A 22,108-nucleotide genomic window follows, 5' to 3' on the forward strand; every position below is an offset into this window, starting at 1 on the left:
ATTCATTCGCATGCGGTCTTTGTTCAATACATGGAACCGGCAATTTGCTCAGCAATAGCCTGCACCACGGCATCTGAGGTGACGTCGCTTCCTTGCCAATGAACACTTTCCATCGGCGGATGGCTGCATCGTAGCACCATGAGTCGGTTGCGAACGTACGCCACAACTCGGTCTTCGGTTCCGCCATTACTCGGTGAAGAACATGCGATCGCCTGATTCCCTACTCCGATCAGTGAACGTGATGTACCTGGGCAGGACGATCGAATGGCAGCGGCGTACTCCTTCTTCGGATGGGTCATCGTCGCGACCTTGATTCGCAGAGTCGACCGCTGGTCATGCGTTGTGAACTCGCACATGCCGTTCGGTCGTGGATCGCTTACCGGATAGGACGACTGTGGCAACCTTGCCAGATGTGGCGACTGAGGCAATAACGTAACGTGCATGGTCACATCCACTCCCAGAGCACCGCTGGCGGTTGCCTGGTTCAGCCAGGGACACAAGGATTGCGCACCCGCAACATGCGGAAGCAGCGTAAAGATCATCAGTGTGAACCAACGCAATGAAGCACGCATCAGTGCGAACTCCCCAATGGTGTTTCCGTTACAGCACTACCATCTGCAAGATGAGCATGGTGCAGGCTGGAGTGGACGTGCCACGGGATGCTCTCGGTAGAAATCTCCGGATGCATCCGAAGAAAATCCTGTGAGTACGTTGGGGCGCCGGGATCGGTCTTCTTAAGGGCGAACAGTGCTCCCTGTTGTTTCGCACTGTCTTTCATTCCGTTGCGGCGATATAGCAACGACAGGTTGTAGTGTGCTGCCACATCGTCAGGATCGATGTTCTGTAGAGCCTGGAACTGTTCCATGGCGGCCTTCTGGTCGCCGGACTGATAGTACGAAACACCCAGCTCCCTTCTCGCGTCGATCGACCGCGGATACTGAGCGACTACCTGCTTGAGATCGGCAACCTCCTGCGAGGTATTGCCGTCACGCCGCTCCACAAGCGCAAGGTAATAGAGTGCACGCGCATTGCCGGGACTCAGTGTCAACGCTTTTTCCAGCGCAGTACGCGCCGGTGCAAACTTCTCCCATTGAATGTTTGTGAGCGCCATGTTGGTATAGCCGTCTGCATCGTTCGGGTGCAGCTTCAACGCTTCACGGAAGGCGTTAAGCGAATCACCGTACTGCAGTTGATCCAGCAACGCGATGCCGAGATTGTTCCACCGCATCCACGTGGGATTATCGCCTGCAACAGCACGCTCCGGAGGATTGGCTCCCATCGCGAGAAGGCGTGTGCGCGAAGCGATTTCCACGACAGGCAATTCTTTGTAGCCGGTCCCCTTGCCAAAGATGTTGTCCGTATAGCTATGCCGGAGATGCCGATAGTTGACACGTGCTGTGATGGAAACGCCCTGCTTCACATCGCCAGGCACACGGAACTCGTAACGCACAAGAACAGAACGGCCAGCAGACACGGTGTTGTCATAGGCAACAGAATGAATCGTCCACACTTTATGGTTGTCGACAAAGGTCCCGCCTGTGTTCACAGGACGATTCGTAAAGCTGTGCGCTGATTCGTCCAGCGACCCATCGGCTTTGAGATAGCCGCTGTGATAGATCACCTTACCAGTTGTGACATCTTTGGCTTCAAACTCCATCCATGCTTCAAAAAGATCACGCACCTCGGGGATAAGCGAGTGGCCAATGTTCTTGTTCTGTACAACAACGTAAGCTTCCACAACATCATTCGGTTTTATGTTGAAGCTTTGTTCACCTAACGGCGCCACAAGGTTCTTGCTGCCGTTAATCTTCACACCAAATAGATCGACATTGAGGAAGGTGCCACGTTTCAGAAACGCAATTGTTTTGTCGATCTGTTCATCAAAGCCGTAATACATTGGCACAGCCGTGTTTCCCGCAGCCCAGCGGTGCGATGCAAAGCTTCCATGCTTGGCTCCCGGCTCAGGAAGAGAAGCATCGAAGCGCTCCATGTGGCAGCCCTGACAGGGCAGGTAGCTCCCTTTGTAAAACGTAAGCGGATTCTGCTCTGAGAACTTGGAGTTCTGCCACTCGTCGTATGTCGTGAAAGCACGAATCCATTTGTACTCATTCAACGAGTCAGGCAAATTTGCTTTATGACATGCGGCGCAGAACTCCGGTTGCTTCATCAGCGAACGCATCACAGCAGCAGCGTGACGATCAGGATACGCCAGAATCTCCTTGTATGGCACCTGGCCGGGTATGCGAGCGCCCTGGGCATCTGTCATAACTGAGGGCACATTCATCACATAACCACCATTGCCCAGGGTGGACTGCACCTTCCCAATGGAGTGGCATGTCATGCAGGTGACGCCATCCTGATCAAAGCGACGATCCACCATCGAGTTCTTCGTCAACGCACCGGAAAGCACGGCAATGGGATTGTGGCAGCTATCGCAATGGCGTGAAAACTGAATGCCTTTCGTGTTGATCACGATGTTGACGCTGGTGCGATAGAACGGCGTGCGGAAAGAATTTGAATGTAAAGACTGACGCCACTCCGCAAAAGCTTCCTTGTGGCAATATCCGCAATACTGCGCAGTGGGAAAAGCGCCGGGCTGAATAAAATCGCCGCCTTCCACCTGCGCGTTGCCTGGTAGCGAGATGTTGTCCAACATCACGCCGAAGTCATAACTGTGGCGGATCATATCCGCCCACTTCTTCCGCTCTGGATCAAGTTCCGCATGAGCAGGAATCGTAGCGGGAGCATAAATTGGAGCCGTGTACTGTGGCGTCGCCGCTGAGTTTCCGCCCCCGCTCTGTTGCCCCGCATACGTTTTTCCGGAAGGCAAAAGTGCGAACACAAGCAGAGCAGGTATTCCGAATCCTATAAGGAGTCGGCCTGCGATTTGCGGATGGAGACGAAGTCTCATAGACATAGTTGTTTGTACTTCCGCTTACTTTTTCGAAACGGCATGCACCGGCGCAGGAGCATGGTACACCCCTGCAATTACTCCGCGTCCTTGTTCAATGGTGTAAAAGCGATCTGTTGCGGGCAGTTTCAGTTTTTCGACGCTGCCGTCAGTCCAGTGAATCTCCACGCCATCGATGCTGTTCGCGCTGCCAAGTCCAAAGTGAACGCGTGGATCATTATTCGATTCGTAGCTTCCGCCGCTGAGCACATCGCCACGCTGCCGCAAGCCTCCGGCCGTCAGGTAGACCGTCGTTCCCGTAGCGTCTTTCGGCGTTTTCCCTGCACCCACAAGCTGCAGCCCCACCCAGTGATTCGTATTGGCATCCACATTCCGCAACAGCGACGGCGACTGATCCAGATTGTTAATCACCACATCGATCCTGCCGTCGTTGAACAGATCGCCAAACGCAGCACCACGCCCTGGAATCACTTCGGCAAGCCCTGATCCCACAACCGGCGGCATCATAATGAACTTCGCCCCCTGATTCATGTTGTGGAACAGCAGTGGCCTTTGCCGAAACGATGTTCCCCAATCAGAATGATCAGCCTGCGGATACACGTGTCCATTCACCAGGAAAATGTCCTTCCATCCATCGTTATCGAAATCGATAAACCCGGTGGCCCACGTCAGGAACGGATAGGTAGGCGCAGCAATGCCCATCTCCGGTGTGATTTCGGAGAAGTTCAAATCGCCTTCATTGCGGAAGAGCGGTTTGTAGTCGTCAGAGAAGGTGCCCGTGTACAGGTCAAGCAACCCGTTATTGCGGTAGTCGCCAATCGCAAGTCCCATGTTTGCCTGGTCGCGTCCCTGTTGATTCAACGCGAAGCCGGAGATAAGGCTGACATCCTCAAATGTGCCGTCCCCTTGATTGCGATACAGGTAGTTCGGCGAAGAGTCATCCGTAACAAGTAAGTCCTGTTTACCGTCGCCATCCATGTCCACAAAGGTGGAACTGAAGCCGTAATTTCCTTTCTTATCCGCGACGCCGGCTTTTTCACTAACGTCGGTAAACCTTCCATCACCATTGTTATGAAACAGATGGTCCGGCTCACCGCGAAGCCCTTTGGGGCCGCACATGGTATGCGTCCCACGGAACGAGCAGTTCAGATATCCCACTTCCGCAGAGCCCGACAGCGGCAGATGGTTGATATCGAAATGAACATAACCGGGCACAAAAAGATCCAGGCGCCCGTCGCCATCGTAATCGCCGAAAGTGGCGCCGGTGGACCAGTTGCCAAGCGTCACACCCGCCTTCTCTGCAACATCCGTGAAGGTGCCGTCATGGTTGTTGTGGAATAGCCGATTCTTGCCGTAGTTCGAAACGTAAAGGTCGGGCCAGCCGTCATTGTCGTAGTCTCCGACGGCCACACCGAAGCCCCAACGATCATTGACAACGCCAGCTTTTGTCGTCACATCCGTGAAGGTCCCGTCATGATTGTTATGGAACAGCGCAGCATGCGGCGCGCGTGTCTTACCCTTCTCCGCATCCCACGTGGAACCGTTTACGAAATAAAGGTCCATCCAACCGTCGCGGTCGTAATCGATCATCGCCACACCGGAACCGGTTGTTTCCAGGATCAGCGACTTCTCTGGCGTTCCCATGGTGTGGTGCCAGCTCGTTAGCCCCGCAGCCGCTGCATCTTCTTTAAAAACAATGAGACCAGACTTAACGAAGCCGCTTTCGGTAATGGGTTTGTGATCTTCGCCATAGACAGGCGCAGCGGGTGGTCCGCTCGACGATCCTCCCTGCGCGTAACACCTGGCCACGAGCAGGGTCGACAACATCAGGCAACACAAAAAGCGCAGTCTCAAAGGAACACACCCGGTCCTGAAAATGCCTGCCGATCAAGAATTGCAGCGGCGACATGCAGACGAGCATAGAACCTATCATGGCCACAACCGGAACAGCAATTCAAAATGTGTCCGGGTATAGTGGATGCGATATGAACATGCGTGAGATCGCACGGCGGGCAGGAGTTTCCAGTGCCACGGTTTCGCGCGTCATCAACGGGTCGACGATCGTCCGTGAAGACACAGCGCAGCGCGTCCGCAAAGTCCTGGAAGAAGTTCAGTTCATCCCTAACCCCAGCGCCACCACACTGAAATACGGACGCAGCAAAACCTACGGCCTCATCGTCCCCGATATGCTGAACCCTTTTTTCGCGGAGTTCTTTGGAGCATTTGAGGATCTGCTGGTTGAGATCGATCATGAAGTTCTTCTGACCAGCGCGCAGACGGCGGAGAAACTGCTGAAGTCCATCCGACGGATGCTGATGCGGCAGGTGGATGGCGCAGTGCTGATGGCATCGGAGTTCGATACGAAGTCTGTCGAACCCCTGTTGCGCCGGCGTGTTCCCCTAACCACCGTGGATCGCAGAACAGTTCATGTGGGCTGCAGCGATGTCTCCATCGACTACGAACGCGGCTTCGCGGAAGCGGTGCGCCACCTCGTGTCGCTGGGTCACACTCGCATCGGCTATATCGGTGGTATGAAAGGACCGCACACAACAGAGGTTCGTGCGAACGCTTTCAAGCTGGCCATTCGCGGCGCCGGAGTGACTCTGCATCCTGAGTTGATGCGTCATGGAAACTATCGCGTCTCTGGCGGAGAACGTGAGGTGACCGCGTTGATGAAAGCAGCAGAGCCTCCCACCGCGATACTTACGGCAAACGATCTGACAGCACTGGGAGCCGCACAGGGATTGCACCGGCTCGGCCTGTCAGCACCACACGATCTCTCCATCATCGGCCTGGATGACATTCTTCTCAGCGAGGTTTGCCAGCCTCCGTTGTCGACCATCCGTACACCACGCAAACGGCTTGCGAAAGTCTGCCTTGAGGCGCTCGATTTTTCAAAAGCGAATATCGAAAGCCTGGGCATACAGCTTTCCGTGCCGACAGAACTGATCGTGCGCGAGACAACGGCCCCGCCGCGGCGCAGAGAACGGACCAGCAAAACATCGCGCCGGAAATCATGACCACCGGAGTTTCCCGCTTCGGTTTCGGCGTCTGGTTTTTTCCTGCATACGGCCTCATCACCATGCTGATCGGCTGGAAATCGCGCAGACGATTCGCCACGGCTGGCGATTACCTGAACGCCTCACACACTCTGCCCTTGCCGATTGTCATCATTGCGTATCTTGCTTCCAACTGCGGCGCACTGGAAATTGTCGGCCTCAGTGCCATGGCAGCGCATTACGGCGCACTCGCGTTTCACTTCTACCTGATTGGCGCCATCCCCGGCATGATCTTTCTTGCGTTGTGGATGATGCCGGTCTATCTGCACAACGGCATTACCAGTGTCCCGGAATACCTGATGGTGCGCTACGGTCCACGCATGCGGCTGTTAAACGCATGTGTTACCGCATGCATCATGCTCCTGCTGTCTGGCATCAGCCTGTACGCCATGGCCCAGGTGCTTACCGTCACCATCGGCATGACGTTCGAGTGGGGGATTCTCTGCTGCGCATTCATCGTGATCGTCTATGTTTTCCTCGGGGGCATTCGCGCCACCATCTACAACGAACTCTTCCAGTTCTTTGTGATTGTGGCAGGATTGCTGCCGTTAGCACTGCGCAGCTTCCGGTTGCTGCAACTTCATGGGCGATCAGACATGTCACAGAATCTGCATCTGTGGCACGGCATGCACAGCTTTGCACCCCAGGCACGCATGGACGGTTTCGGTGTGGTGGCAGGTCTGGGTTTCGTCCTGGGTTTTGGATACTGGTGCACGGACTTTGTCATGATGCAGCGCGCCTTTGCCGCTCGCAAAGAGAATGACGCACGACAGGTTCCACTGTGGGCTGGGTTCGGCAAACTGCTGTTTTCTCTGCTGGTCGTTGTTCCTGGGCTTGCAGCAATACATGTTTTGCCACAGACCTCCGAGCACTACGACCGCACTCTGCCACGGATGATGACGATCTTGTATTCACCCTGGCTGCAAGGCTTAGGCTTAACCGCGCTTGCGGCAAGTCTCATGTCCAGCCTTGCCTCCAACGTCTCTGCCTTCGCTGCACTCTGGACGGAAGATATCTATCGCACCACCATCTGCAAAGACCGTGACGATCGCCACTATCTCCGCATGGGGCACTTTGCGGTACTTGCCGCAATGCTATTGAGCCTGTCTGCCTCCTATCTGAATTTCCTTTTCCGCGATCTCATGGAACATATCCAGTTAATCTTCTCCGTGTTCGCAGCGCCGTTCTGGGCAGTGTTTCTGCTGGGAATGTTGACACGAAGGACAAATGAGCGGGGAGCCATCCTTGGCTTTCTCCTGGGTTCCAGCTTTTCATTTGCACATTCCGTGGCCGTGTCACGCGAATGGTTGCACTACGGCAGCACCATGACGGCCAATTTCCATTCCGCAATCTATGCCTTCACCATCGCGGCAATTGCAGCGTGGCTCCTCAGCCCGCGGGGAAATGTTGCTGCGGCAGGCCGTCTGCAATGGAGCCTCGTCGCAGTTTCCAGCACAAACGCTTACCTTCTACTGCTGGCACTGTTGATGCTCATTGCGTGCGTCTGGTTCAACATCTGGTGGTTCTAACGATCTGACTATGCCGGGCGTGCCTAAAAAGGTTCTGGTTCAACCACAAATCATGAATCCGTATACAATTCTCCCCAATTCCGGGATTCCTATGACTTTGCCTGTTCTCCGTGCTTCTGCCTTCGCTACATGCGTACTCGCCTTCTTTCCAGTTGGTTCACAACACGCTCAGGCGCAGAGCGCGCCGGTTCATAGCTTCACCGTCTCAGGGCGAGACTTCCTCATGGATGGCAAGCCCTACCAGGTCATCTCCGGCGAAATGCATTATCCGCGTATCCCGCGTGAATACTGGCGTGACCGGCTACGAAAAGCAAAAGCAATGGGACTGAATACCATCACCACTTACGCCTTCTGGAACCTGCATGAACCACGCCCAGGAGTCTACGATTTCAGCGGACAGAATGACCTTGCTGCGTTTCTCCATGATGCGCAGGCCCAGGGGTTGAATGTGATCCTGCGTCCCGGCCCGTACGTCTGTGCGGAGTGGGAGCTTGGAGGCTATCCTTCCTGGCTGCTGAAAGATCGCACGCTTACCTTGCGATCAACCAATCCCGCATACCATGCGGCCGTCCAGCGTTGGTTTCAGAGGCTGGCCGTCGAGGTGAAACCACTGCTGCTGAAGAACGGTGGCCCCATCATCGCCGTCCAGGTCGAGAACGAATATGGGGCCTTCGGCGACGATCTGAACTATCTGCAGCAGGTGAAGGATGACATGGTGCACGCGGGACTCGGCGACGATCTGATGTTCACGTCCAACCAGGCCTCGGACCTGGCCAAAGGCTCGCTTCCGGATCTTCCGGCTGCAGTGAACTTCGGCGCGGGCAATGCCGCCACCTCCACTGCCATGCTCGAGAAGTTTCGGCCCAGCGGTCCGCGCATAGTGGGTGAATACTGGGCCGGATGGTTCGACAAATGGGGCGAAGAACATCACGAAACCGACGGCCGTAAAGAAGCGCAGGAGTTTCAATGGATGCTGGAGCACGGCTACTCAGTCTCCATGTACATGTTCCATGGCGGCAGTAGTTTTGGATGGATGAACGGCGCTGACTCTCACACAGGCAAGGACTACCATCCAGACACCACCAGCTACGATTACGACGCTCCACTGGATGAATCCGGCTCGCCGCGCTACAAATATGCGTTGTTGCAACAGGCTATTGCCACCGCAACGCACACCAGCCCAATGCCAGTGCCAAAGGCCTCGGAACGTCGCGTTTTCCCTGTTGGCGCAGTTAAGGAATCGGCCTCACTCTGGGACAATCTGCCCAGGCCAGTCCATTCTGAAACACCGCTCACCTTCGAAGACCTGGATCAGAACTTCGGCTACGTACTCTACCGCACCACCTTGCCTGCACACGCAGGAAACACGCTCACCGTCAACGGTCTGCATGACTACGCAGTGGTGTATGTGGATCGAAAGCAGATCGGCACACTCGACCGCCGACTGGATCAATCCACTGTGACACTGCCTTCGGGTCTTCGTGACGGCGCAGTGCTCGACATTCTGGTGGAGAACACCGGCCGCGTCAATTACTCCCACGCCATCCTGACAGAACGCACCGGAATCACGGAAAAGGTCATGCTGGGCGATGCGGAAGTAAGCGGATGGGAGATGTTTTCGCTTCCCATGCAGGACCTCTCCCGCCTACGGTTCCGTTCTGGCGCCTGCACTGGTCCCTGCTTCTTCCGAACCACCATGACCGTCGACCGTCCCGCCGATACGTTCCTCGACACGCGCGGACTTCACAAAGGACAGCTCTGGCTGGGTGCGCACAACCTGGGCCGTTTCTGGTCAATTGGGCCGCAATTCACGCTGTATACGCCGGCACCATGGCTCCACGCCGGAGCGAATCGCATCACATGGTTCGACCTTGAGGGCAATAGCCGACACGAAAACCTCACCGCAGTGCACGATCCCGTCTACGGAGCCGTAACGCACAGTCGCGAGTCGCAGTAGCGCTCACCGCCATGCGACTGCAGCACACGCCCGTTCTTTTCGGCGTGCTCGAGACTTATCGCTCCCTGGAAAACCTACGCACCCTCCCGGCACTGCCTCTCTGCACGCGGGCTTTGAAACGACTCAAAAAAATATGCTTGACACCTAATCTTTCGACTCAGTAGCTTCTGTGGCCACGTGAATGTATACGGATTCACGAGCGCTGAATCACTTCCCGTTCCACTTTACCCTTTGAGGCCTATTTCGCATGAAAGCAATCAGGGATTACTCAGAAACACGACGCAGAAGCAGGCAATGGATATGGGCCGCACTCCTGGCGGCACTCCTCCTCACGCTTTCCCCCCTTCACGCCCAGGTAGATCAGGGCACAATCACTGGAACAGTGACCGACCCGTCGGGCGCCGTGGTGCCCAATGCCTCGGTTACGGTAACGAACGTGGACACCGGATTCACACAGTCCGATAAGACTGACTCAAGAGGCCTCTACACTTTCTCGCCGCTGAAGATCGGACGTTACAGCGTGAAGGTGGCCGCCCCCGGCTTCGCTACCAAGCAGCAGGACAACGTGCAGCTTCACGTGGGTGAACGCACCGGCATCAACATTGGCCTTGCCATCGGTTCAGAGGAAACCGTCCAGGTAACCACCGAACCGCCGCTGCTACAGACCGAAGACGGTTCGACCGGGCAGGTGGTGGATGCGCAGACCATCGTGGACACGCCGCTGAATGGCCGCAACTACGTCTTCATCGCGCAACTTTCCGCTGGCATCGCACCGGGCAATGGTTCACGTGGTGCCGGCAAGGGCGACTTCTCTGCCAACGGCATGCGTTCCGAGCAAAACAACTTCCTGCTGGACGGTGTCGACAACAACGTCAACGTGGTGGACTTCTTCAACGGTGCGTCCTACAACGTGAAGCCACCACCGGAGGCACTGGCAGAGTTCAAGGTCCAGACCGGCTCCTACAGCGCAGAATACGGCCACTCCGCTGGCGCAGTCGTGAACGTGTCTGTGAAGTCCGGCACCAACAGCATTCACGGTTCTGCATGGGAATACATCCGTAACGATGCGTTTGATATTCACGAATGGGCATCGTTCGGCAATCGCGTTGTGCCGAAGTATCGTCAGAACCAGTTCGGCGGAACGATTGGTTTCCCCATCATCAAGGACAAGCTCTTCTTCTTCGGCGATGCAGAAGCAAACCGCATTATCTTTGGCGAGAGCGGAAACTACAGCGTACCCACGGCGCTGATGCGGCAGGGCGATTTCTCTGAACTGCTGAACACGAACTTGACCGGCGCCACACCGGTGCAGCTCGTGCAACCCAACTCCGGCAATCAGGCCACCCCGCTCTCATGCAATGGCAAGCTGAACGTCCTCTGCCCCAGCCAGATCAACCAGACCGCTCTGAACATCCTCAAGATGTATCCGGCCCCCAACCAGAGCGTGAATGGCCTGATCACCAACAACTACTTCAGCAACCGAAATGCCGTGGATAACACCACGCAGTTCGACGTGCGCGTGGACTACAACGCCACGCAGAAGGATCAGGCGTTCGTTCGCGCAAGCTACTCCAACACGCCAGGCACGCGCACCCCGGTGTTCGGCAATGTGCTTGATGGCGGCGGCTTCGGCGACACGGGCACGATCGTCAATCTGTCAGAAGCTCTGGCAGCAAGTGAAACGCACGTCTTCAATCCGAACTTCGTAAACGAAATCCGGTTCGGCTACAACTATGGCAACTTCGGTTTCAATCCTCCGAACACCGATAAGAGCGGCGTTGCAGCCAGCATTGGCCTTGGCGGCATCCCTGGCGGAGCAAACAACGGCGGCCTGCCAAACGTCGCCGTTACGGGTATCTCCTCCTTCGGCTCTCCCACATGGGCTCCCACGAACGAGTATCAGAACGTCTACCAGATTCTGGACAACGTGACCAAGATCGTTCGGAGCCACAGCATCCGTATGGGCGTCAGCTTTCAGCGCATCCGTTTCTCCACTCTGCAGCCGATTGAACCTCGCGGTGCTTACAACTTCACCGGCAAGTTCACGGCAGCACAAGGTTCTCCCACCGTGGGTGGTGTCGCATACAGCGGCTCTGGCGTTGCTGACTTCCTCACCAACAACATGGACACCGCGTACGTCACCAACATCTCCACCACGGACGATGTGCGCTGGATTCGCGCCGGGTACTTCCAGGACGATTGGAAGATCACACCCAAATTCACACTCAACGTGGGTCTGCGTTACGAATATGCGCAACCCTATAAGGAACGCCACGATCACCAGGCAGCCTTCATTGTGAACAGCATCGGAGCCAGCTCCGGTACGGGCACTTATCTCTTACCCACTTCACAAGCCGGAGTGACGTTAGCGCCCAGCTTCACGAATACGATGACGGCGAACCGTATCAACATCCAATACACCAGCAACCGCTTCCTGGTGCAGCCACAGAAGACAAACTTTGCACCACGCGTCGGTTTCGCCTACAAAGTTACGGACCGCCTCGTGATGCGCGCCGGTTACGGCATCTTCTTTGGCGGACTGGAAAGCGCTGGCTACTACCCAAACCTGGGCTTGAACTATCCGTTCCAATTCGAGTCTGGATATAACTCCACAACCCTGCATGGAGCCTGCACCACCACAAACTGCCAGAACAATGGCATCACGCTGGAAAATGGCTTCTCAACTGCAATTGCAGCCGGATTGCAGAACTCTGTATCCAATCCAAGTCTTCGCGGATCGGATGCACAGGTGAAGACGCCATACAGCCAGCAGTTCAATCTGGCGTTCGAATACTCGCTGTCGCGTACGCTTGCTGCCAGCGTGGCGTACGTTGGATCGAACTCACGTCACCTCATCGTGTTCCCTGACAAGAACGGCCCTGTCTCCCTCCTGGCGCCGGGTGTGGACGTCACGCCTTACCGTCCGTTCCCGACGATCGGTGGCACGGCATACAGTTCGTATGCAGGAGCATCCAATTACAACTCGCTCCAGGCAAAGCTGGATAAGCGCATGAACAACGGCCTCAGCTTCCTGGCCAGCTACACCTATGCACATGCACTCGATAATTCTCCGACACCGCTAGGCAGCACGGGCGATGCGGGGTATCGCAATCCAAACCTGATCGGCATCGGCTCCGATTACAGCAACTCGCCGATCGACGTTCGTCACCGCTTCACCATCAATGGTTCTTATGCTCTTCCGTATGGTGTTGGACGCCAGTTCGGTAACCATCCCGGCTTCATGAACCTGGTGTTCGGCGGCTGGACCAACAGCCTGACGTTCATCGCGCAGACGGGAAATCCCTTCAGCATGAACAGCAGCGTCACCACGCAATCCGGTGCTACCACGCACCCGTACCTCATTAGCGATCCGTTCAAGGGAGGCGGATCACCTGACGCGAGCCGTACCGATCTGGCGGGATATTCCTGCCCGACGCAGACACGAACCCCAACTCACTGGTACAACCCCTGTGCCTTCGTCAATCCTCCGGCCGTCCCTTCAGGGGCACAGATCAGTGGACTTGCTGCCCTGCGCTATCTCGGGTCGCCTCGCAACTCGATCTACGGTCCCGGCTACGAGCGCATCAATGGCTCGCTGTTCAAGAACTTCACCATCTGGCGTGAAGCTTCTCTGCAACTGCGTGCCGACTACTTCAACCTGCTGAATACGCCCGCTTACGGCAACCCCAATGCCAACATTGGAACCGGTGGTGGACAGATCACCTCAGCCCGCAGTCTGGGACAGTTCTATCCCGACTCGCGATTCTGGCAGTTCGCCGCGAAGGTCAACTTCTAACGCGTCTGCTCTGCTTACACTGGAATGCAGCCGGGAGACCGGCTGCATTTCCTGCTTAGGAAATACTCCATTTTTGCTCGGAAGGTTCGTGCGTCGCATCCTACTCATTCCTTCGGTTGCACTCACGCTCATCGGCGTGCAGGCTACTACTGCGCAGAGTTCCTCCCCAAAGAACAACGTCGCTCATTCCAGCACAGCGTCATGCGCAGCCAGGACCATGACACCGGAAGATGCAGCAAAAGAACGCAAGGCGCTTGCCAGCCTGGATGCCAATGACGTTGCATCCGCACAACCCGATCTCGTCGCTCTTGCAAAGAAATACCCTTGTCGATTCGAACTTCAGGCAGCCGCAGGCATGGCCCTTGCTGAAGCTGAAAACGTCAACGCAGCCGTTCCGTTTCTTCGCCAGGCTCACGCACGTCGTCCCACCGATGATGCCATCGCGTTCAATCTTGCACTGGCGGAATTGAAAACGGGGAACGTGGATTCCGCGTTACCGCTGCTTCAAAAGGTCGCATCCCGAAATCCAAACAGGGCCGATACGCAGTTGGCCCTTGCTGCAGCATTCATGCAGAGCAAACGTCCCTCGGACGCAGCCGCCGCCTTCAAAAAAGCGAGCATGGATCTCACTGCCGGTGGACAGGCCGTGCCTCTGGAACTGCGCATGGACTGGGCATCGGCGCTTCTGCAAAGTCATCGTCCATCCGAGGCCCGTGACGTGCTGCGCTCTGCAGACGGTCTGCAACAATCCGCCCCTGCTCTGGCATTGCTCGCTGAAACGGCTGAAGCAACTGGCGATTACGAAGAAGCCGCACGCTCCTTTGAAAGTGCCGCGCGTCTTGATCCCTCCGAACCGATGATTGTCGCGTATGGGAACGAGTTGCTGCAGCATCGCACCTTTGGTCCTGCAATCGAAATCCTCAAGTACGGCACGGAAAAATTCCCTGAGAGCCAACGCATGCATCTGGCCCTGGGCGCGGCGTACTTCAACAACGCGATGTATCCGTTGGCCGCTCCGGAGTTCTACACCATGCTGCTACGTTCGCCCAACGACACATTGGCTGCGGACATGTTGGGCCGCAGTTGTGCCGATGCAACGGCTGCGTCGTTGCAGGAGTGCACTGCACTGGAAGGCTTCGCAAAGGAGCATCCCGAAAACGCTGTCGCGGCAACATACGCAGCCACGGCCATCCTTCAGCGCCCGACGGAAGCGCGCGATTCACAGACGGCCGAGCATCTGCTGCAAAACGCACTGCGCGCAGACCCGAAGCTTGCAGACACCTGGTATCAGATGGGCATCCTGCAGCAATCGCGCAATCAGTGGAATGAGAGCGCAGCATCGCTGGAACATGCCATCGCTCTGCAGCCGGATTTTGCCGATGCGCACTATCGGCTGTCGCGCGCGTATAGCCGCATGGGGCGCCGCGAAGAAGCTATAGCGGAAGTACAGCTTGAGATGAAGTTTCGCCAGGAAAACAAGGACGCAAACAGCCTGAGGATGCAGAAGATCGTCCGCATTCTTACCGTGGATAAACAGCCGTAACCGCCGATGGAAGGATAACTTTCGATGATTCCGTTCTCTGCCCTGCAACGCTTGACTCTGCGGTTCATGGTCGCGGCCATAGGTTGCGCAATCACTTCAGCAAGCCACGCTCAGACATCGCAGTCACCGCGCATGGTGGAACACGACGGTCATCATGCATTATTCGTTGACGGCGCTCCATACCTTGTCCTGGGAGCTCAGATCAACAACTCCAGCACGTGGCCTTCCACGCTTCCCAAAGTGTGGCCAGCTCTGCAACGCATGCATGCCAATACCATCGAAGCGCCTATCTATTGGGAGCAGTTGGAACCACATCCCGGCCAGTTCGACTTCTCCTCTGTCGACCAGCTTGTAAAGGGCAGCCGCGAACACAACCTCCGTCTCGTCGTGCTTTGGTTTGGAACATGGAAAAACGGCAACATGCACTACGTTCCGGAGTGGGTGAAAACGAATCCGCAGAAGTATCCGCGCGTGCTCAACCGCGATGGCGATCCCATCGACGTGCTCTCCGCGCAGTCGCAGACAAATCTCGATGCGGACAAGCATGCTTTCGAAGCCCTGATGAGCCATCTCGCCGAGATCGACGCACAGGATCACACCGTCATCCTTGTGCAAGTAGAAAATGAATCCGGCAACATTGGATCGCCACGCGATTTCTCCACCGCGTCGAACCGCGAATTCGCCGGCGCTGTGCCAGCCGATCTTACGCATGCGCTTCATACGAAGTCTGGTAGTTGGAGCGAAGTCTTCGGTGGAGACGCCGATGAAACCTTCCAGGCCTATCATCAGGCGAAGTACCTCAATGAAATCGCCGCGGCAGGTAAGGCGAAGTTCAACATCCCCATGTATTGCAACGTGTGGCTCTCGTATCCCATTGCTGAGCTTCCCGAACGGCAGGTCCGCAATCCTGGCATTCAATATCCATCGGGTGGACCAACCCAGTGGATGCTTCCGTTGTGGAAGGCTCTTGCACCATCCATCGATGCAATTGGTCCGGACATCTACTCCTCTGATCCCGCGTTCTACACAAAGGTGCTTGAGACTTATGCAAGACCGGACAATGCGCTGTGGATTCCGGAAACCGGCAACGGCGACGACTATGCACCGTACCTCTTCCTCGCACTTGGTCACGGCACCATTGGCTTCTCACCCTTTGGCGTGGACGACACGGGATGGACCTTCAAAGACGGCGAAGGCCCAGTGGCACATACGCGGAACTATGCGCTGCTGAATCCCATGGCACGCGAGCTTGCGTTGTTGAACTTTCAGGGCGCCCTGAAGACAGCGATGGAACTGCCGGGACAGCCGGAACAGGAACTTGACTTCGGCAAGTGGAAAGCCTCTGTCCGCTTTGGTTTCCCGCAGCGCGATGGGCAGCGTGTTCCCGGTACGCCGAACCATGAAGGACGCGCGCTTGTTGCGCAGCTTGGGCCTGACGAATTCCTCGTTACCGGGATTGAAAGCAGCGTCGCTTTTCATACGGAGGGTAAGTTGCCGGGCATCCGCATGCAGATTCTTTCTGCTGAAGAAGGCCGTTATGAAAACGGCACATGGAAACCGACGCGCCTGTGGAATGGCGATCAGACCGACCGTGGTTTGAACTTTCATCGTGGAGCCGACACCGTTGTGAAGATCCGGCTCGGGACCTTCTAGCGTGATTCCGCTTGTGCGAAGTACGTGCTGGTGTCAGACGTACTTTGCACGAAGCGCCTGCGAGATGGTAAGCGGGCGGTTGGAGATCGTGTTCGGTTTCGTGTCCGGACTGATCAACACCGCACGCGAACTCCCCTCTGCCCACGCCAGCGTGGTGAGTCGTCCCGGTGCAGCGATCCGCTTCATCGCGATCCAGTTATAAAACGCATTCATCTCCGCATCCACCAGCGCACCTTCCGGATCGGGCGTTATCGAATCCGGTTCTTCTACCATCTCGTTCAGTCCACGGTGGCGCTGACGTGGGCCATAACGTAACAGCAGCGTGGCTGGTTGCGCACGGCGGGCCAGCTCTCTGCCAGCCCACTGAACGAACGACGTGCTGAATATCTGCGTCCCTGAGCCCTCTGTGAACAGCTCCGTATAGAAGCGCTGCAGAACTGGATCAGGTGTAACGCGTGAACTACCGGAGCTTTGCGCTGACATCTTAGACAGTTGCGTGCGCATCTGCTCTGCGCCAGACTGGCCGCTCTGCAGGATCGACTTCATCTGTGTCAGCACGTGGCTGCGCAGCGGTGCAAGCTGCGTATAACTCGTGCTCACAACAGGATCAAACGAAGCGGGAACATCCCACGCAGTACCGCCATCCACATACCAGTGTGTGTATGGTGCAGGCATTCGTTTCGCTCGTTCGGCCACTTCCGCCAGCATTTGCGCCTTCGCGCTGGCCGCGTCGATTCCCTCCAGCCGAATGCCCTGCCGAGCAAGCTTGCGCATCAGCGATGGCCGCGAGACGTCTGCTCCATGCCCCAGCACAATCAACAACAACCTGTCCGTCGTGTCGGCCTGTTCTGGAATGGCTTCAAAGAGAGCCTTCGATGCAGCATGAAAAGTGTTGATCTGCCCCGTGGACCAAAGCGATGCCGTGAGCTGCTCCACATACGCTCCCGGAGATTGGACCCAGTTCGTCCGCTCAAGTTCCGACGGCAAAGTAATGACACGCAGTGGGGCCAGCAAAGAAGTGCGACGCTGCGCCTCCATCGATTCAAGCACCGTACACTGCCACTCCAGCGTCTCCCGTTCCACAGGAAAGCGAATATCCAGCGCGATGATCTGCACCAGGAACGACGGGCACACACTCATCGGCAACTCACGCAATAACCCCAGATGCCGAATGGCGAACGCCCGCGCAAGAGGAGGATACGTTGCAAAGCTTGCAGTCTGTAGATCCGCAGGCGTCATCGCAGTTCCTCAATGCAACGGCCCGGTGTATCTGTGCTGAATCCAAGGCGGCAACCCACCGTTGGCACCAGGTCAATCGACTCAATGGGCCGCTCCACGACTACGTTCTGCCGAACATGAGGCCCCATTGCCAATAGCCATGTGGTCCGCGCCATGTCGCTGCCTGTGCGGTGATGCTGAAATCCGTTGCCGGATGGATCGTCATCGGCATCGCGCCCGAAATCTGGCATGATGTACACCGTCGTGCGGTCACGATATTCAGGGTGCGCCTGCACCGACTGCCACAACTCCGCGCACAGCCGATCCGCGCGGCGAATGGCGTCGATATAAAGCGAATACGCCCCGGAGTGCGCCACGTCCATGTCATGCAGGGTCAGCATCATCAACGACGGAGCCTGCTGGTCCATCAGCCGCCGTGTAATGAACAACGAAAGTTCATCAGCGCTATCCAGTGTCTGCGCATGCTTCACAAAATCTGCCACCGAGAGTCGCAGCGTAGACTCCAGCGCTTCCAGGTGCAGTTCACGGTCCTGCGATGTCGACAACACCTGGTACTCCGGCATCTCGTAGTTATCCTGCAGCAGATGCTGCAGGTCCGCTCCTGACGACGCCTTCTGCATGGCCGTGCTAAGAAGCCGCTTGGGAAGGATCACTCCCGCACCATACTGCGGACCAAAGCGTGCATGGCTGCTGCCGCCAATCTTCTGAAAGCCATTGCTGGGCGCAATCACCCATGTATCCGTCACCGGTCGCTTCAACGCGCGGCGGTAATACTCAAACAAAGTGGGATTCGGAGGCGGCTGTGCGATGAAGTTATTGAAGCGTTCGTACACACCCGTGACAATGCTCGCCGTGGCAACATAGTGGCCAAGGATGCCACCGTTACGCACCTGCGTAAAGAATGTGCCCTGCGGAAGCAGCGTGTGTAGAAGGTTAGGGATATTCTCCTGCCCCTCTTCCGCAAATGTTTCTTCATCGCGTGCACCACCGCCAAAGGTCACTACGATGGTCTTCTGCGACGGCTGCACTGCGGCTGACAACGGAGCGGCAAAACCACTGCGCACCGTACTCGCAGAAAGCGCACCGATGGCGCCGCGCAGAAACTCTCTTCGAGAAGCAGCAATTTGCTGTGGCAGAATTGGTCGCTGAAACATCGCAGATAGTATGCTCCGCGGACAGCAGCTTTGCGAAGCCCTTTCCCGCTGAGTTTCAATATGCACGCGGACCTAACGACAGGCTTACAAGCACATGAGGCCAAAATGGAAGCTGATGAACTTTGGCTCCCGGGACAGCTTCAATGAGGTGCAGAAATTATTCGGTAAGCTTATGGAAAGTAAGGACACAAAAGGCCCAAGGCGGCCTCAAGGTGCAACCAGTCATTCTCATTAGCGATTGAAGAAGATTGGCTCCGCAGGTAGGACTCGAACCTACAACCCTTCGGTTAACAGCCGAATGCTCTGCCATTGAGCTACTGCGGATCAGGATGAACGAGGTGCCGGAGGGCGGGCTCCGGCTCAACTCGCATTCCCTTTATAACAAACAAGCGCGCTGAGGTCAAAGGCTCGCCTCTCTCTTCCAGCCTGTTCAGGGATACAACACAACAGCAATGTTGTACGTGGCAAAGCTGGACTTACTTTGCATGTCACATGCGCCGACTGCTGCGCTGGAAAATCCACCCTGTGCAATGCGCGTGGTCAACTGAGCCGGTAAGCGATTCAGATCGGTCGAACTGAAGCGCATGACAAATGCTGGCCTGTCACCCTGATAGCCGGAAGACTGCCTGCATGTGGCACGTGCAGCTTCACTGGCAGCCACACTGGAAACTCCTGCAGCCGATATAAGTTGTGCCACCTGCGTCTCCTGCTGACGATAGGACAGTGGCTGCACATCGCGCGCAAAGTCTTCCACACCCCACATCTGCCGCCCGGAAACTACAACGGAAATACCAATGGAATTCACTGCCGGATCAAGAATGTTGTCACGATGACGTGGTGAGTTCATCAGCGCCGTATGCATCTCCAGAATCGAGGTGCTTGTAGCCACATTTTCTGCAACACGCGAGAATCGCGATCCACTGGCAGCCGCACGCTCTGCCAGTCCCGATTCCCCCTGAAACTGGTGCGAGATCGACTGTGCAGACCGCATACGCAACGCGTGCTCCTGTGCTGCATGCGTCAGTGTTGGATTCCACGCAACCGCATGCAGACCCGCAGCGGCACGTTCTGCGTTGATAGCCTGAAACAAGTACTGTTCTGCGACCGTATGTTGTGCCACAGTCAAACGGCACAACATCACAAACATCCCCAGAAGAACCGTTCTAACCCGCCAATTCACCCCGTACAGCCTCCCACGTGCGTCGAATCCCCTCTTCCAGTTCGACACGGTGTTTCCATCCCAGGCTGTGAATCAGTGAAACATCCATCAACTTGCGCGGTGTGCCGTCTGGCTTCGTAAGGTCGAAGCGCAACACTCCCTTGAACCCCAAAACACGCGCAACAGTTTCGGCCAGTTCGCGGATTGTCACATCCTCGCCCGTGCCGATATTGATCAACGGCGGCGTGTCTTCGCGCAGCAGCTTTGCATATTCCTCTGCGGGCAGATTCAGCAGATACACGCACGCTTCGGCCAGATCGTCGGAATACAGCAGTTCGCGCTTCGGCGTACCGCTGCCCCACACTTCCACTGCTTCCGCGCCGTCCCGGATGGCCTGCGCCGTCTTGCGAATCAATGCCGGCAGCACATGCGAGTTCTTCAGATCGAAGTTGTCATTCGGTCCGTAGAGATTCGTCGGCATGGCCGCCAGATACTTTGTGCCAAACTGCCGGTTGTACGACCAGCACATCTCAATGCCAGCGATCTTCGCCAACGCATACGGACGATTCGTCGGTTCCAGCGGTCCCGTCAGCAGGCAGCTTTCCGGCATGGGCTGCGGCGCCATCTTGGGATAAATGCAGCTCGATCCCAGGAACAGCAGACGGTCCACATCCGTCGCATAACAAGCTTCAATCACGCTGTTCTGAATCTTCAGGTTGTCGTGAATAAAGTCGGCGGGATAGGTGTTGTTGGCCAGAATGCCACCCACCTTCGCCGCCGCCAGCACCACAAATTGCGGCTTCGTCTCCTGAAAGAAATGCAGCACTGCTTCCGCATCCTGCAGATCCAGTTCCGTACGCGAACGCGTTAGAACCTGCGTATAGCCAAGCCGCTTCAGTTCGCGCACAATCGCCGAACCCACCAGGCCACCATGCCCGGCAACAAAGATGGGCGCATCCTTCGGCATGTAGGACATGACTAGGTCTCCCGTACGTTGAAGGGCTTGTAGCCGTGCTCCATCACCAGCGCATCACGTTTGGCCGCAGAGTAGTCAGACTCGATCATCTCGCGTACCAGTTCGTCGAAACTGGTGCGCGGCACCCATCCAAGTTCATTCTTTGCCTTGGACGGATCACCGAGAAGCGTCTCCACTTCGGTCGGGCGGAAGTAGCGAGGATCGACAGCCACAATCGTCTTGCCGGTGGCCTTATCGACAGCCTTCTCATCCACCCCCGTGCCAGACCATTCCAGGTCCATCTCCAGCAGTTCAGCGCAACGCTTGATGAAGTCGCGCACGCTGTACTGGATACCTGTGGCGATCACAAAATCCTGCGGCTTCTCCTGCTGCAGCATCAGCCACTGCATCTCGATGTAGTCGCGTGCGTGGCCCCAGTCGCGTTTCGCGTCCAGGTTGCCCATGTACAACTCATCCTGCAGACCCACCTTGATACGGGCCATGCCGCGCGTGATTTTGCGGGTCACGAAAGTCTCACCACGCATCGGTGATTCGTGATTGAACAGGATGCCGTTGCACGCATAAATGCCGTAGGCTTCGCGATAATTCACCACAATCCAGTAGCCATACATCTTGGCCACCGCGTAGGGCGAACGCGGATAAAACGGCGTTGTTTCCTTCTGCGGAATCTCCTGCACCAGGCCGTACAGCTCGCTGGTACTGGCCTGGTAGAACTTCGTCTTCTTCTCGAGTCCCAGGATGCGGATAGCTTCCAGCAGACGCAGCACGCCCAGCGCGTCGGAGTTTGCCGTGTACTCCGGCTCCTCAAACGAAACCGCTACGTGCGACTGCGCAGCCAGGTTATAAATCTCATCCGGCTGTACCTTCTGCACAATGTGGATCAGCGACGACGAATCCGTCATATCGCCGTAGTGCAGGATGAAGTTACGATGCTGCTGGTGCGGATCCTCGTAAATGTGATCGATACGCGCCGTGTTGAAAAGTGATGTGCGCCGCTTGATGCCGTGCACTTCATAGCCCTTCTTCAGCAGAAACTCTGCAAGATAGGCGCCATCCTGTCCAGTTACACCAGTGATAAGAGCTTTTTTCAACGTCATCCCTTAAGGTTGCAATAGTTTTTTGTGGTCTCTGC

At 56.3% G+C, this 22,108-nt stretch carries 14 protein-coding genes and 1 tRNA gene; 6 read left to right on the forward strand and 9 right to left on the reverse strand.

What is annotated here, in order from left to right:
* Positions 1–23 precede the first annotated feature (23 nt).
* From AB6729_RS06885 to AB6729_RS06895, 3 genes are all read right to left on the reverse strand, one after another.
* Entirely contained in the window at positions 24–572 is a 549-nt protein-coding gene (locus AB6729_RS06885) for a hypothetical protein (protein ID WP_371080839.1), read from the reverse strand.
* The gene (locus AB6729_RS06890; protein ID WP_371080840.1) at positions 572–2,686 is read right to left on the reverse strand and encodes a tetratricopeptide repeat protein; all 2,115 of its coding nucleotides are present in this window, start codon (positions 2,684–2,686) and stop codon (positions 572–574) included. The genes AB6729_RS06885 and AB6729_RS06890 overlap by 1 nt, the downstream gene beginning before the upstream one ends.
* A gap of 249 nt (positions 2,687–2,935) precedes the next feature.
* On the reverse strand, positions 2,936–4,738 hold the full coding sequence (locus AB6729_RS06895) for a CRTAC1 family protein (RefSeq protein ID WP_371080841.1): 1,803 nt from the start codon (positions 4,736–4,738) through the stop codon (positions 2,936–2,938).
* Between the two features lie 164 nt (positions 4,739–4,902).
* Here AB6729_RS06895 and AB6729_RS06900 point away from each other — a divergent pair, with 164 nt between their 5' ends.
* The 6 genes from AB6729_RS06900 (at position 4,903) to AB6729_RS06925 (ending at position 16,448) form a co-directional block, all read left to right on the forward strand.
* Entirely contained in the window at positions 4,903–5,931 is a 1,029-nt protein-coding gene (locus AB6729_RS06900; protein WP_371080842.1) for a LacI family DNA-binding transcriptional regulator, read from the forward strand.
* Positions 5,928–7,499, forward strand: coding sequence for a sodium/solute symporter (locus AB6729_RS06905; RefSeq protein ID WP_371080843.1), 1,572 nt, complete (start codon positions 5,928–5,930; stop codon positions 7,497–7,499). The genes AB6729_RS06900 and AB6729_RS06905 overlap by 4 nt, the downstream gene beginning before the upstream one ends.
* A gap of 97 nt (positions 7,500–7,596) precedes the next feature.
* Entirely contained in the window at positions 7,597–9,456 is a 1,860-nt protein-coding gene (locus tag AB6729_RS06910) for a beta-galactosidase family protein (RefSeq protein ID WP_371080844.1), read from the forward strand.
* A 247-nt stretch (positions 9,457–9,703) separates the two neighbouring features.
* Positions 9,704–13,252 (forward strand): carboxypeptidase regulatory-like domain-containing protein, encoded by a 3,549-nt coding sequence (locus AB6729_RS06915; RefSeq protein ID WP_371080845.1) that lies wholly within the window; start codon positions 9,704–9,706, stop codon positions 13,250–13,252.
* Between the two features lie 88 nt (positions 13,253–13,340).
* Positions 13,341–14,795: a tetratricopeptide repeat protein gene (locus AB6729_RS06920; protein ID WP_371080847.1), complete on the forward strand. Its 1,455-nt coding sequence runs from the start codon at positions 13,341–13,343 to the stop codon at positions 14,793–14,795.
* A gap of 24 nt (positions 14,796–14,819) precedes the next feature.
* Positions 14,820–16,448: a DUF5597 domain-containing protein gene (locus AB6729_RS06925; RefSeq protein WP_371080848.1), complete on the forward strand. Its 1,629-nt coding sequence runs from the start codon at positions 14,820–14,822 to the stop codon at positions 16,446–16,448.
* 33 nt (positions 16,449–16,481) lie between these two features.
* Here the strand turns inward: AB6729_RS06925 and AB6729_RS06930 are convergent, their stop codons facing one another.
* From AB6729_RS06930 to gmd, 6 genes are all read right to left on the reverse strand, one after another.
* Positions 16,482–17,687, reverse strand: coding sequence for a hypothetical protein (locus AB6729_RS06930; RefSeq protein WP_371080850.1), 1,206 nt, complete (start codon positions 17,685–17,687; stop codon positions 16,482–16,484).
* Positions 17,684–18,841: a hypothetical protein gene (locus AB6729_RS06935; protein WP_371080851.1), complete on the reverse strand. Its 1,158-nt coding sequence runs from the start codon at positions 18,839–18,841 to the stop codon at positions 17,684–17,686. Before AB6729_RS06935 ends, AB6729_RS06930 begins: the two co-directional genes overlap by 4 nt.
* Positions 18,842–19,090: 249 nt before the next feature.
* Positions 19,091–19,165 (reverse strand) — tRNA-Asn (locus AB6729_RS06940).
* A gap of 106 nt (positions 19,166–19,271) precedes the next feature.
* Positions 19,272–19,979 carry a CAP domain-containing protein gene (locus tag AB6729_RS06945; protein WP_371080852.1) on the reverse strand — a complete coding sequence of 236 codons (708 nt, stop codon included), beginning with the start codon at positions 19,977–19,979 and terminating at the stop codon, positions 19,272–19,274.
* Positions 19,980–20,004: 25 nt separating this feature from the next.
* Positions 20,005–20,967, reverse strand: a complete 963-nt coding sequence (locus tag AB6729_RS06950) for a GDP-L-fucose synthase family protein (RefSeq protein ID WP_371081199.1) — start codon at positions 20,965–20,967, stop codon at positions 20,005–20,007.
* 11 nt (positions 20,968–20,978) lie between these two features.
* Positions 20,979–22,067 (reverse strand): GDP-mannose 4,6-dehydratase, encoded by a 1,089-nt coding sequence (gene gmd / locus AB6729_RS06955; RefSeq protein WP_371081200.1) that lies wholly within the window; start codon positions 22,065–22,067, stop codon positions 20,979–20,981.
* Positions 22,068–22,108: the final 41 nt, after the last annotated feature.

Source organism: Terriglobus sp. RCC_193 (assembly GCF_041355105.1).
Lineage (GTDB): Bacteria > Acidobacteriota > Terriglobia > Terriglobales > Acidobacteriaceae > Terriglobus.